Source organism: Mobilibacterium timonense (assembly GCF_900155555.1).
GTDB classification, from domain to species: domain Bacteria; phylum Bacillota; class Clostridia; order Peptostreptococcales; family Anaerovoracaceae; genus Allobaileyella; species Allobaileyella timonense.
In genome coordinates this window covers 141,420-154,675 of record NZ_FUHN01000007.1, presented here as the reverse complement: position 1 = coordinate 154,675, position 13,256 = coordinate 141,420, and the positions used below count along the sequence as shown (strand labels likewise).

The window sequence follows — 13,256 nt, the reverse complement described above, 5'->3', positions numbered from 1 at the left end:
ACTCCTGAAATAACCTGATCCTTATGTCTCTACTTTACGATACCTTCGTTTTCCCGCCTGGCCTTCGCTCTGGCCCTGTCCTTTTCCTTCTGTCTGTCTCTCTTTTCCTTGTCCTGAACGTACCTGGACTTGGAGCCCTTCTTCGTCATCTCATAGTAGAGAGGGCTGCAAAGGAAGATGGACGAATAGGTTCCGCTTATAACACCGATCATCAGAGGGATGAGGAACTCTCTCAGCTCTGTCGATACAAGTATGAACAGAGGTATCATCACTATGATCGTGGTGAGAGAAGTCATGATGGACCTCGACAGAGTCTGGTTGATGCTGTCGTCTATGAGTTTCTCCTGCTCCTTCCTCTTGTAGAACCTGGTGTTCTCTCTGATCCTGTCGAAAATTACTATCGTGTCGTTGATGGAATATCCCACGACCGTGAGTATTCCGGCGATGAACGGGTTATTGATGGTGAACCCGAAAATGGCGTACAGGGACAGTGTTACCAGCACGTCGTGCGCCAGCCCGGCGACCGCAGCAACTCCGTATTCCCAGTTCTTGAACCTGAATCGTATGTATACCAGCATGCAGAGCGTAGCGATGAGCACCGACTCAATGGCGTTGTGACGCAGCTGCTTTCCTACTGTCGGTCCGAATTCCTCAGAAGAGAGTACCGCATCAGAGCCCAGGTCGTACTTGTCGGATATCGTCTTTACTACCTGAGTCCTCTCACTGGTCTTCAGAGCCTTTATGGTCTTGATTACGATCTGCTTGTTCCCCTTCCCAGCGTAAACTATGGTAGGGTCAAGGTCGTATTTGCTGATGGTATCCTTGACTTCATTGATGTTTACCTTCTGTCCCATATCCATCTGGATCATGGTACCTCCGGTGAAGTCGATACCGTAATTGAATCCTCTGACACCGGCGAAGACCATGCCGCAGATGATGACCGCCGCACTGATGCAGTAGAAGATCTTTCTATTCTTGATAAACCGGAAGTGAGGCTCGAATTTCACCTTCTTCGTGCCGTCTTCCTTGAAACCGAAGAACTTGAGCTTGCTCAAAGTCTTGCTCTCGGCCATGATGTTGATGAACACCTGAGTCACGAACACTGCAGTGAAGATAGATGCCACTGTACCGATCATCAGTGTGAGGGCGAATCCCTTTACTGATGTGGCACCGATAAGATAGAGCACGAATGCGGCGATCAGCGTAGTAGTCTGAGCATCTATGACCGTGGCAAATGCGGAGTGGAATCCGGAGTCAACGCTGACCCTCACTGACTTGCCCTTCGCTATCTCTTCTCTGATCCTTGTAAAGATTATGACGTTGGAGTCCACCGCCATTCCTATGCCCAGGATGATACCAGCGATGCCCGGAAGCGTGAGTACAGCTCCGAAGGCCGCCATCACCCAGAGGACTATCTCCACATACAGCGCGAGGGCGATATCAGCTGCAACGCCCATGGCACCGTACACTATGATCATAATCGCAAATACCAGGAGCAGCCCGATCCCTCCGGCCTTGATGCTCTTATTAAGTGCATCAGCTCCAATTGTTGCCGTCTCGACCGATGAATTCACTTCTGTGAGACTGGCCGGAAGTGCACCGCCTTTGATCAGAGCCGCCGTGCTGGAAGCCTCCTCCTTGGAAAACCCGCCAGGCTTGTAGATCTCGCATGATCTGCTGTCTATCTTCTGATCAACGTTAGGTGCCGAGATTATCTCATCATCCAGCATGATAACTACCGATGTCGCAGGAACGAGATTCCCGTCTGAATCTCTGAGCACAGGGTTGACCGCTCCAGAAGCAGCACGTTCCGTCCCCTTTGCAAAGTCATCGGTACCCTTAGACGTAAAGTCCATGGTGATCTTGTATCCGCCGTGATACGAGTCAGTGGAGAATCCTGCATTCTTCACCTCGTTCCCCTGCATCACCAGCGTCCCGTCGGCCAGAAGGAATCTGAGCTGCGCAGTCTTACCTATCTGCTTGATGGCCTGGTTGGCGTTGCTCACTCCAGGCATCTCAACTCTGATCTTGTTGGAGCCCTCAACAGAAACCGTAGCCTCGGAGATGCCCATGGCGTTAACTCTGTTCTCAAGTACTGACTTGGTCTGCTCCATCAAAGCAGCCCTGTCCTGGCCCTTTTCCTTCGTATTGGCCTGAAGCAGGACATAAACTCCTCCGTTTATGTCCAGTCCATACTTCATTTCCTTCTTGAGGCCCTTGAATGAGCCTATGCCCGTTACAGAGATCACTGCCGTAAATACCACTATTGCAATGATCAGGACCCCGAGGATCCTGTTTCTCCTGCTGTGCGATTTCATCGTGATATGATCACCTTTCTTCTTACTTCTTTCGAATCGTTCTATCTTCCGTTTCTTTTATTTGATATCTGGGAATAAACAGACTGTCCCATAATTGAAACTATCCAAATTATTGTACAACAACAGATATGGTCATTCAAGGATAATTAGGGTGTAAACCACGTTTTTCAAGGGATACAGCCTAACGCATCATCATGCGATCCTGCGACGATCGACGATCGAGAGATAATAAAAAACACGCCCCCGCATCGCGCAGGGCCGCATTCATACGCAAAAGGCGCACCTCAAAGAGATGCGCCTCCATTTTCATGTTAAGCCTCCTGAGACTCTTCCTTGGCCTCTTCAGGAGCTGACTCCTTCTCCTCGTTGTTTCCGTTCAGCTTCTTAGGAGTCACCTTTCTGGCGTGCTTCTTAGGAGCTTCCTCTTCCTTCTCGTCAGGAACAGGAACCGGAGCATCTCCAGGAGCCTGTTTTCTGATGCTTCCTACCGCAGTCTTCAGGATCTCCATCTTAACTCTGTCAGTACCTACAGCGATGACCACCGTATCGTTCTTCACCTTGATGACCTTACCCAGGATACCGCCGATGGTAACGATCTCATCTCCCGTCTTCAGGCTGTTTCTCATGTTGGAGACTTCCTTGTCCCTCTTCCTCTGAGGACGGATCATCAGGAAGTATATCAGAGCAACAAATACGACACAGAGAATCAGATTAAAATACTGAGCATTCATGGATCAATTGCCTCCTGTTATTCTTCAAAAGTGAATGACTTATATTCTATGTTTCGTAAAAACTAACTGGTGCCGGTGATGGGGGTCGAACCCATACGATATTGCTACCACGGGATTTTGAATCCCGCGCGTCTGCCAATTCCGCCACACCGGCTGAAAAGCTTTTTCAGTTCTTTTCGCCGATCTCACGCTGATTTTAAGTAAAAAAAATGGTGTGGCTGACTGGACTCGAACCAGCACGGTCTCCCACATGCCCCTCAAGCATGCGCGTCTGCCATTCCGCCACAGCCACATCACAAGAAGTATAGTACCACTAATGCAGGACCAATGCAAGGAGTTTTTTAGAGAGTTCGGATCCTGTTGCTTAATACTTTTGTCTGAGTAAAATGGGAATTGAGATCGCTACTATACCTGATTTTTTTATTTTAGATGTATATGGTGAAAACATGAAGAAATTATTGTTAATTGAAGATGATCTACCCATGTGTGAATTGCTCGCTGACTACTTGAAATGCAAAGATTACCAGGTCACTGCTGTTCATCGGCTCGATTCTGTTGCTGATATTCCATCTATTTCAGATTACTGTATTTTTCTGATCGACCTCGGACTCCCTGATGGAAGCGGGATCACTGCAATCAAGAACATCCGCAGCGTATCCACGTCTCCGATCATTGTCATCACAGGTGAAAATAATGATAATGCAAAATCAATCTGCTTCACTTACGGGGCAGATGATTATGTGGTGAAGCCCTTTTCCATTACAGAACTGGAATCGCGCATTAAAGCAAATTTACGGAGAGTTGAGATCTATGATGGAAAAGTGCAGAAGAGCACCATACAGATCAATGACCTGCTTATCGACCCCAATGCTAGAGAGGTTTATAGAGATGATCAGAATATTGACCTGACGCGAACTGAATTTGACATATTATACTTACTTGCAGCTCATAAAAATCAGGTTTTTTCAAAGGGCCAGATTTATCAGCATGTGTGGGAAGACTCCTATGTCGACAATGAGGATGTCATAAACACGCACATAGCCCGTCTTCGTAAAAAGCTTGGATCCACCAAGGAATGTATTGAGACCGTGTGGGGTATTGGTTACCGCATCAAGGATACTGGTTCAAAAAAATAAAGCCAAATTTTTTCGAAGATTCATAGGAGACATTCTGGCATGATCTTAATAATCGAATCCACCCTGATCATCGTTTTAACGGGTCTGAACCTTTTTCAATATCGCCGGAACCGCGAACTGCTGAAAGGCATATCCGTGGTAACGGAACACGTCGATCAGGAATATGATACTTTCAATCCTATCTTACATCGTACGAATGATCTGGCGATCCAGAATATGATTATTTCGATAAACGCATTGCTGCTTCAAAAATATCGCCTTTTTCAGAAATGCCGTGATGTTCAGGAGCAATATCGAACAAGTATTGCAGACATTTCCCATGACCTGAAGACACCGATAACTACTCTTTCAGGCTATATAGATCTATCGGCACTTAAATACCGGCAATTTGGTAACGATTCTCCTGAAGTAAACCATGTTCTGCGAAAGGCAAAACAAAAATCACAGGAGATGCAGCATATCATCCTTCAACAACTGGATCTTGCCAGGATCTGCTCAGGAGATGCCGAATTTCCTGTGAAACGCATAGATCTTACAGAACTTTGCAGGGAAGTTGCGCTCTCATATTACGACTGTTTCCACGAACAGGAATTTCAGGTAGATCTTGATCTAAATGACTCTCCAATTTATGCCACCACAAGCCCCGATGGGATCCGCTGCATTATGCAGAATCTGATAGACAATTCCATAAAGCATGGCGGATCTGGCAAGTTTCTTGGTATCGCCCTGTTTCAAAACGACCAGAGTGTAACCATCGAGATATCAGATCACGGCCCTGGCATTCCCCTTACAGAACAGGAGAAGATATTTCAAAGGAATTATAAGATCAACAAACACGACCATTCTTCACAAGGGCGCGGAGGACTGGGACTTTCTATCGTTGAAAAAATCGCTGCACGCTGCCACCTTTCGATCCAATTGAAAAGTCAGCCGGGGAACACATGCTTTTCCATTATCGTAAGAAAAACGTCAGAAAAGCGAACGGCAAAAGAAAACATCATCTGATACCATATCATTCGATAAGACATCCATTTCACATATCTACAAAAAGGAGCTTATTGAATTTGAGTGCGTACATCATAGAAGGTAAAAACATCTCAAAAAGTTTTGATTCTACAGTTGCCTTAAAGGATCTGGATATTCACGTTCCCCGCGGTTCGATCTATGGACTGATCGGTCTGAACGGTGCAGGAAAAAGCACTCTAATGAAAATACTTGTTGGACTCGAGGCAATGGACAGTGGCAGTTTGTGTATCTTCGGCAGATCCGGAATCACATCAGAAGGTCTGGAATCGACCGGATCCATCATTGAATACCCGTATTTTTACGAGCGTTTAACGGGGCTGGAAAATTTACAGCTCCACGCATCATACATGGGCTTTCATGACAAAAATCGGATAGCCGAGGTCCTGGAACAGACCGGCCTGGCTGGCTCTTCTGACCGAAAGGTCATGACGTATTCGCTTGGGATGCGACAGCGGCTTGCCATCGCCCGGGCAATACTGACATATCCTGGGCTGCTGATCCTGGATGAACCTACGAATGCGCTTGATCCAGAAGGCATAAAGGATATGCGTACAATGTTTAAGGATATCAACCGGAATTATGGCACCACGATCATCATTTCCAGTCATATTTTATCTGAAATGGAACACCTGGCAGATTGGATAGGAATAATCGATCAGCACAGAATCGTTCAGGAAAAGACTATGGACGAAGTAAAGAAAAACAATCGTAGCCATTTGACCATCTGCATCGATGATGTAAAGAAAAGCTGTGTCATCCTGGAACACATTGGCATCAAAGACTTCGCGGTACAGGAGAACAATAGCATCCGCATCTATCAGGATACAGATCCGTCCATCGTCGCAAAGGAACTGGTAAGTGGCGGTGTTTCCCTTTATGAACTTTTCCAGGACAACAGAACATTAGAAGATTATTTCTTTGAAGTTTTACAGAACGGAGGCGGCATATGAAAATGTCATCATTAGTTTGCCTCGAAGCGCGTAAAGTCAAGATCCATAAGCTGATCCTGTTAGCATTTCCAATTACCATCGCGCTGCTCTTTTCAACCTTCGTTTCCATATTTGGCGTGAATCAGGATCATGCCAGCAGTTTTGCAGCGATCATTAAAATGATGACGTCCACAGTATGGGATTTCTATCTGTTTTACATCGCCTATTTGATCAACAAAATCATTGTTGAGGAATATGTTGATCATACAATAATGATCTTATTTACGTATTCCATTAAACGAACACGATTTTTCCTGGCAAAAATACTTTTGACTTCCGTGATCAGTCTTTCTTGTCAGATCTTGTCGCAGGTCGTCTGTTTTGCTTTTGTCGTCGTTGCAGACGATCGTTTTTCTCTGGTAAACGGAGTCCTTACCAAGAGTAACTGTAACGAATTCTTACAATACGCGATGATCGATCTGCTTGCAGCAGATGCCGCCGTACTTTTTATCTCCGCTGCTGCCATCATGAAAAAATCGGTATCTTCGGTATTCCTGTACGGTATCGGATTTTTGTTCGTCTATCAGGTGATCATAAGCCAGATAAATTCTTTCCCGGTGCTTTGGATCTGTTACGGGTCACTGTTGATAGCATCCATTTTGTTTTACATTTTCTCCAGTCGCCGTTGGATGAACAAACTTACAACAGAAACACGGTGACCATCCGGTTTTCGAACAGGACAGCCACCGATCATTTCACCTGATCATTACTTTATCGATCTGCCGCAAACCGCAGCTACAGCCGTATGCTACTTTTCCGGATAGAACCCTGATGGGGACTCTGACAGATTGATCATAATGTTCTTCATCTGGGTGTAGTGCTCCAGGATCACCTTGTGGGTCTCCCTTCCTATGCCGGACTCCTTGTATCCGCCGAACGGTGCCCCTTCAGGGATGGAGTTGTACGTGTTGACCCATACGCGCCCGGTCTCGATGCCCCTTGCGACCCGCATAGCACGGTTGATGTCGCGGGTCCATACAGCGCCTCCGAGTCCGTATGTGCTGTCGTTTGCCATCCTGATCACCTCGTCCTCATCCTTGAACTTGATGACAACGGCAACAGGTCCGAAGATCTCCTCCTGGGCTACTCTCATGTCGTTGGTGACGTTGGTCAGAAGCGTAGGCTTCATGAAGCTTCCTTTTGCCAGATCCCCGTCGGTGTATCTCTCACCACCGCATGCTACGACGGCTCCTTCCTTGACGCCGATGTCCACGTAGTTCAGGATCTTCTTCAGCTGGTTCTCATTGATCTGGGAGCCCATCTGAGTCTCCGGATCCAGCGGATCGCCGACCTTGATCTTGTTGAATCTCTTCACAGCCTCTTCTACGAACTTATCATAGATGCCTTCCTGTACGAAGACACGGGAACCTGCGCAGCATACCTGTCCCTGGTTGAACAGAATTCCGAGCTGGATGCCGTCCATGGCCATGTCCCAATTGCAGTCGTCAAAGAAGATATTCGCCGATTTTCCTCCGAGTTCCAGTGTGCTCGGGATAAGCTTCTGAGCGGCCGCCAGAGCCACGTCTCTGCCTACCTCTGTGGATCCGGTGAATGCCAGCTTCCTGAACCCAGGGTGATCCAGCATGTACTGACCGGACTTACTGCCCCTGCCGGAGATCACGTTGAAAACGCCGGCCGGGATGACGTCCTGAGTCAGCTTTGCAAGTTCCAGTACCGACAGCGGTGTTGAACTCGAGGATTTGAATACCGTGCAGCATCCGCTCGCCAGCACAGGCGCCAGCTTCCACGCGGCCATGAGGAACGGGAAGTTCCAAGGCACGATCTGCCCTACGACGCCGATAGGCTCCCTGAGGATCAGGCTCATGCAGTCATTGCCCAGCATGTTTGCGCTGCCCTCTTCAGCCAGGATGCATCCGGCAAAATATCTGAAGTGGTCTGCGGACATAGGTATGTCGATGGCGAGGCACTCGCGGATCGGCTTTCCGTTGTCCTCCGACTCGACTGTGGCCAGGAACTCCTTATTCTCATCGATGATATCCGCCACCTTGTTCAGGATCGCGGCGCGCTCCTTGACTGTAGTGTTCTTCCAGCTTGAAAAAGCCTTCCAGGCTTCCGTTACCGCATCGTCCACGTCTTCCTTCGTGGCTTCTGCGCAGTATGCCAGGTGTTCACCGTTGGCCGGGTTCTTCGTCTCGAATGTCGCACCGTCTGACGCATCTCTCCAGACTCCGCCGATATACAGCTGATACTTATCTTGTAATTTAGCTTTTTCCATTGTCAGCCTCCTTCAATCAATAAACAGGTGCTTGATCGTCAGCTACATTATAGAATTGTATTCAATCTCATACAATAAGAGCAAAGGGGCTGAAATGGGCCAAACTTCGTTATATTTTTGCGCATGTGCGATGTATACGCGTTTCAGTTCGACAGACCGTATTTGGACAGGAGCTCATCCACCTGCCTCCTGAGGGACTCCAGGTCACCGTCGTTCACTATCACATCGGAGGCCAGCTTCTTCTTTTCCTCCTCGGGCATCTGTTTCTTCATGATGCGGATAACATTCTCTCTGTCAACGCCATCTCTCTTCATCACCCTGCGGATCCGGGTCTCGTCATCCGCGGTCACCAGCCAGGTGGCGTCGTACTCCATGGAGGAACCTATCTCGAACAGCAGCGGAATTGCATAGAACACCACCCTGTTTCCCTTCAGTTCCAGCTCATGAGACAGTTTCTTCAGGTCCTCTATCAGCACCATGGTGGTGCCCTGTTCCAGGAGCGCCAGCTTTTTGCTGTCCCTGAACACTATGTCCCTCATCTTCTTCCTGTTCATGGCACCGGTCTCGTCGATGAGATCATCCCCGAATTTTTCCCGAATATAAGGAATGGCCTTTCCTCCCGGCGCCGTCATGTCTCTCGACATCTGGTCCGTATCTATGACTATGTACCCACGTTCCTGAAGGTGATCCGTGACGGCGGTCTTCCCCGCACCGATCCCCCCGGTTATTCCGATCTTTTTCATCAGCTCTTCTTTCTTCAGACAACGGATCCGGCCGTGTACTACAGCCGGATCCACGACAGTTTATTTAAGATCGTACCAGGTCTTTCCCGTACTCACATCACACTTGAGATCCACCGCCAGGTCCGCGGCGCTCTCCATGTTCCTGACCAGCAGCTCCTTCACGTCCTCCACCTCGCTCTCCACGGCCTCTATTATCAGCTCGTCGTGGATCTGGAGGATGAGCCTGGACTTCATTTTCCTTTCCGTGAGCTCCTCGTACACCTTGTTCATGGCTATCTTGATGATGTCAGCCGCGGTGCCCTGGATAGGAGTGTTCATTGCCAGTCTGTTGGCCAGCTGCCTGTCCATGTACTTCCGGGAGCTGAACTCAGGGATCTGCCGCACCCTGCCGAAGTACGTCCTGACGAGCCTGGTGTCTTTTCCCTCCTGGATCTGCCTGTCCAGGAACTCCTTCACCGCCTGGTGCTTGACGAAATACTCGTCAATGTACTGCTGCGCCTCTCCCCTCGGGATGTGAAGGTCCTCAGACAGTCCGAAACCGCTGATACCGTAGATTATCCCAAAGTTGACCGCCTTTGCCCTCGATCTGTCCCTCGATGTGACCTGATCCAGCGGAATGTTGAACACTCTGGACGCCGTGATGCGATGGATATCCTCTCCCTTGTTGAAGGCGTCGATAAGGTTCTCGTCGCCGCTGAGAGAGGCCATTATCCGAAGCTCTATCTGAGAGTAATCCGCTCCCACGAAGAGCATGTCGTCGCCCGAGACCACAAAAGCCTTCCTCAGGGCGCGGCCATAGTCATCCCTCACCGGGATGTTCTGGAGGTTAGGTTCAGTGCAGCTGAGACGCCCGGTGGCCGCCACGGTCTGGTTGAAGTGCGGCCTGATCCTTCCGTCATAGCAGATGAGAGGGATGAGTCCCTCCACATACGTTCCGAGAAGCTTCTTGTACTTCCTGTACTGAAGTACCTTTCCGCACACCGGATACTCATCCTGGAGCTTCTCCAGAATATCGGCGCTGGTGGACAGAGTCCCGGTCTTCTTCCTGCCAGGATACGGTATCTCCATGTCCTCGAAAAGAACCTGCGACAGCTGCTTCGGAGAGTTGACGTTGAAGGTCTGCCCCGCCTCCTTGATGATCTGCGACTCCAGATCGTCCACATATCCCTGGATCTCCTGACCAGAGCGCTCCAGCACGGAGACATCCACCTTCATCCCGGCGCACTCCATGGCCGCCAACGTGTTGATCAGCGGCATCTCGCACCCGCGGAAGAGCCTGTCGACTCCCAGCTCTTCCATCACCGGAGCCTGCGCTCTCCGGATGTTTTCCACGGAGACGAGGAGCTTCTTCAGCTCGTCGTCGCTGAGCTCCCTCTCCTGCTCCTCTTTGCCTTTGCTCTTGACCTTCTGGTCCTTCTTCTCAGGGATCACGCCAAGGTACTTTGCTGCCATCTTTTCAACAGTATATCCGGACTGGTTTGGGTCGATGAGGTATTCGGCAACAGCGATATCCCACTCCGGGGCCAGTGCGCTGAGGCCGAGCATCGCCATGGTGTAGCAGGCGGGCTTGAGGTCGAAGCCCGTGAGCGCGTACCTCTTGCCGGCGATCTGTTCGAGGATCGTCTCCTGGTCGAGTGGCGTAAGTTCTTTCCTGGAAAAAAGTTTTTTCTCGGGGTCCAGCACGGCGACTCTCCGCGCTGAAGGCGTTTCCAGGTGGCTGTCGTCGGTGTCCATCCAGAACACCACCCTGCTGCCGTCTCCGACTTCCTTCAGGAAATCCGTCATTTCGACATCTTTGAGGGAATCCGCCTTGTCCTCTATCTTGTCCAGGCTGCTCACCTGGCCGATGGCCTCCTCCGCATCTCCACCAGCTCTTTTCCTGAGCCTCGAAATGAAGCTGTTGAACTGAAGTTCCTGGTATATCTTGATCAGTGACTCATAATCCGGATCCGTGTATTTCAGCTCGCTGAAATCGTACTGGATCGGCACGTCTCTCTTTATGGTGGCCAGCTTTTTGGTCATCAGGGCGTCTTCCTTGTGCTCGCGGACGTTTTCCCCGAGCTTGCCCTTGATCTCGTCGCTGTGCTCAATGACGCCCTCCACGGTGCCGTACTCTTCGAGGAGCGCCAGCCCCTTTTTTTCACCTACCCCTTTGATGCCCGGGAGATTATCTGAGGAATCTCCCATCAGGCCCTTCAGGTCGATGAAACGCTCTGGCGTCAGGCCGTACCTCTCCTGCATGGCGTCTGTGTCGTATATGTCGAAGTCAGTGACGCCCTTCTTGTTGATCATGACCCTGGTGTGCGGGCCTATGAGCTGGAGCTCGTCCTTGTCTCCTGAGATTATGAGGGACTCTATCCCGGCCTTCTCGGCGTCGGCGGTCACCGTGCCGATGATGTCGTCAGCCTCGTAGGTCTCCAGCTCCATGACTTTGATGTTCATGGCCTCAAGGACCCTTTTCATGATCGGGATCTGGGCCAGGAGCTCCGGCGGAGTCTTCTGCCGTCCGCCCTTGTAATCCTTGTAGATCTCGTGCCTGAAAGTCGGCTTCCTCATGTCGAATGCCACGGCGATGTAGTCGGGCTCGCCCTCCTGGAGTATCCGGCTCAGCATGTTAACAAAGGCGTACACACCCTGAGTGTATACGCCGTCCTTTGTCACCATCGGTCTCATTGCAAAGTAGCCTCTGAACAGAAGGCTGTTTCCGTCGATTATTATAAGTTTCTCCATGTATCTTTTCTTTCGTTCTGGTAAAAGCGGTGTTTATCTATTTCTGCATCCTCATTGCCATGGTCCTGGCGCTTGGAAAACCATATGCGTCCTCCGCGGAGGTCACGGCGTTGATGACGCTATACTGCAGCGTGTCGGTGGCCAGTGCCGCAAAGGCATCGAAATTCACATCCACCTCTCCCGTGGTCATGACGAAGATGGTGTCCCCGTCCAGTGATCCGTGGACCGGCTTTATGGACCGGGCGTATCCGTCATGAAGGGTGGACGCCAGCTTGTTGGCCTGGGACTTGGTAAGCTTTGCGTTGGTTATGAGACAGGAAATGGTGGTGTTGAAGGTGACGTCCTCGCCGAGGTCGTCGCTTGACAGCTCCAGCCTGTGATCGTAGACGATCTCCTCAGCCGGTTCCTCTGTCTCTTGTGTAGCCTCAGAGCATGCATCAGCATCCGTCACTGCTTTCTGAGCCACCTCGTCGCGATGATCGATGGCCGACTCCGTCGTATCTTCAGTGGCCGTCCCACGAATATCTTCGTCTGCTGATCCAGATGCGGCCGTCGTCTCTTGATTGGCTTCAGGCACATACTCCTGAACGGCTTCAGCCGCCGTTCCAGCATGGACCTGTTGAGAAGTCTCTTTTTCCAGTCCTGCAGGCTCCTCTTCGGGAGCATCATCCTTCAGTATGGCGTTCTTCAGGTAGTTTATGGAACCGCTTATCTGTGTGCCGTCAGGACTGAGGATGCCGGCGATGAGTCTGCCATTTCCGTTGTAAACATCTCCTATGGCGTTCACAGCAGCAACAGCGCCCACGTGGACCACGCCGTTGCTGCATGCGAAAGTACCGAGGCCGCTTTTCATGGCCCTTTCCATCCCGCAGTACTTTCCGACCGTGGCGCCCGTGCCGGCACCGTGGTTACCGTCGCTGAATATCCCGCTGTAGGCGTTCTCACAGGCTTTCTCTCCCATCTCCCTGTCGGGTCTCACCTGTGATGATGCTACATCAAGGTCGTAGAGAGAAGCCTGGCAAACGATGGGAACGCAGATGTCACCCATCCTGAAGCCGGCCCCCTTCTTCTCAAGGAATCTCATGGCGCCGGATCCCGCCTCCAGACCGAAGGCGCTTCCCCCGGAAAGCATGACGCAATTGATGGTCTGGACCGAGTTTTCGGATCTCAGGAGATCGGTCTCCCTGGTCGCAGGCCCTCCGCCGCGCACATCAACTCCCGCTACGGCACCATTTTCACATATGATGGCAGTGCACCCTGTTCCAGCTTCCAGGTCCTCGGCATTTCCCAGCCTGAAGCCCGGAATCTCTGTTACGTCGATTTTTCTGAAGCCCATAAACTTACCTC

11 protein-coding genes and 2 tRNA genes are annotated in these 13,256 nt (G+C 50.4%); 4 read left to right on the top strand and 9 right to left on the bottom strand.

Features of this window, described 5'->3' with window-relative positions:
• Positions 1-29 precede the first annotated feature (29 nt).
• The 5 genes from secD to BQ7382_RS03665 all read right to left on the bottom strand — a co-directional run bounded on the left by secD (position 30) and on the right by BQ7382_RS03665 (position 3,341).
• Positions 30-2,318, bottom strand: coding sequence for a protein translocase subunit SecD (secD, locus tag BQ7382_RS03680; RefSeq protein ID WP_077390793.1), 2,289 nt, complete (start codon positions 2,316-2,318; stop codon positions 30-32).
• 181 nt (positions 2,319-2,499) lie between these two features.
• Positions 2,500-2,628 carry a hypothetical protein gene (locus BQ7382_RS09720; protein WP_268874716.1) on the bottom strand — a complete coding sequence of 43 codons (129 nt, stop codon included), beginning with the start codon at positions 2,626-2,628 and terminating at the stop codon, positions 2,500-2,502.
• A 1-nt stretch (position 2,629) separates the two neighbouring features.
• Complete coding sequence (yajC, locus tag BQ7382_RS03675) at positions 2,630-3,049, bottom strand: preprotein translocase subunit YajC (RefSeq protein ID WP_077390792.1); 420 nt, start codon at positions 3,047-3,049, stop codon at positions 2,630-2,632.
• A 67-nt stretch (positions 3,050-3,116) separates the two neighbouring features.
• Positions 3,117-3,203, bottom strand: a tRNA-Leu gene (locus tag BQ7382_RS03670).
• 56 nt (positions 3,204-3,259) lie between these two features.
• Positions 3,260-3,341: transfer RNA gene (locus BQ7382_RS03665), tRNA-Leu, on the bottom strand.
• Between the two features lie 94 nt (positions 3,342-3,435).
• On the opposite strand from BQ7382_RS03665, the gene BQ7382_RS03660 reads away from it, so the two are divergent.
• The 4 genes from BQ7382_RS03660 to BQ7382_RS03645 are packed head-to-tail and all read left to right on the top strand — an operon-like array spanning position 3,436 to position 6,859.
• Complete coding sequence (locus tag BQ7382_RS03660; protein ID WP_235847932.1) at positions 3,436-4,185, top strand: response regulator transcription factor; 750 nt, start codon at positions 3,436-3,438, stop codon at positions 4,183-4,185.
• Between the two features lie 39 nt (positions 4,186-4,224).
• A complete protein-coding gene (locus BQ7382_RS03655; protein ID WP_077390791.1) occupies positions 4,225-5,190 on the top strand; it encodes a sensor histidine kinase in 966 nt (321 codons plus the stop codon).
• A 59-nt stretch (positions 5,191-5,249) separates the two neighbouring features.
• On the top strand, positions 5,250-6,161 hold the full coding sequence (locus BQ7382_RS03650) for an ABC transporter ATP-binding protein (RefSeq protein WP_235847931.1): 912 nt from the start codon (positions 5,250-5,252) through the stop codon (positions 6,159-6,161).
• The gene (locus tag BQ7382_RS03645) at positions 6,158-6,859 is read left to right on the top strand and encodes an ABC transporter permease (RefSeq protein WP_077390789.1); all 702 of its coding nucleotides are present in this window, start codon (positions 6,158-6,160) and stop codon (positions 6,857-6,859) included. The genes BQ7382_RS03650 and BQ7382_RS03645 overlap by 4 nt, the downstream gene beginning before the upstream one ends.
• 89 nt (positions 6,860-6,948) lie before the next feature.
• On the opposite strand, the gene BQ7382_RS03640 is transcribed toward BQ7382_RS03645, so the two are convergent.
• The 4 genes from BQ7382_RS03640 to BQ7382_RS03625 all read right to left on the bottom strand — a co-directional run bounded on the left by BQ7382_RS03640 (position 6,949) and on the right by BQ7382_RS03625 (position 13,245).
• Complete coding sequence (locus BQ7382_RS03640; RefSeq protein WP_077390788.1) at positions 6,949-8,436, bottom strand: aldehyde dehydrogenase family protein; 1,488 nt, start codon at positions 8,434-8,436, stop codon at positions 6,949-6,951.
• 143 nt (positions 8,437-8,579) lie between these two features.
• The gene (gene coaE, locus BQ7382_RS03635) at positions 8,580-9,179 is read right to left on the bottom strand and encodes a dephospho-CoA kinase (protein ID WP_077390787.1); all 600 of its coding nucleotides are present in this window, start codon (positions 9,177-9,179) and stop codon (positions 8,580-8,582) included.
• A gap of 60 nt (positions 9,180-9,239) precedes the next feature.
• Complete coding sequence (gene polA / locus BQ7382_RS03630) at positions 9,240-11,909, bottom strand: DNA polymerase I (RefSeq protein ID WP_077390786.1); 2,670 nt, start codon at positions 11,907-11,909, stop codon at positions 9,240-9,242.
• Between the two features lie 37 nt (positions 11,910-11,946).
• Positions 11,947-13,245 (bottom strand): P1 family peptidase, encoded by a 1,299-nt coding sequence (locus BQ7382_RS03625; protein WP_077390785.1) that lies wholly within the window; start codon positions 13,243-13,245, stop codon positions 11,947-11,949.
• Positions 13,246-13,256 lie beyond the last annotated feature (11 nt).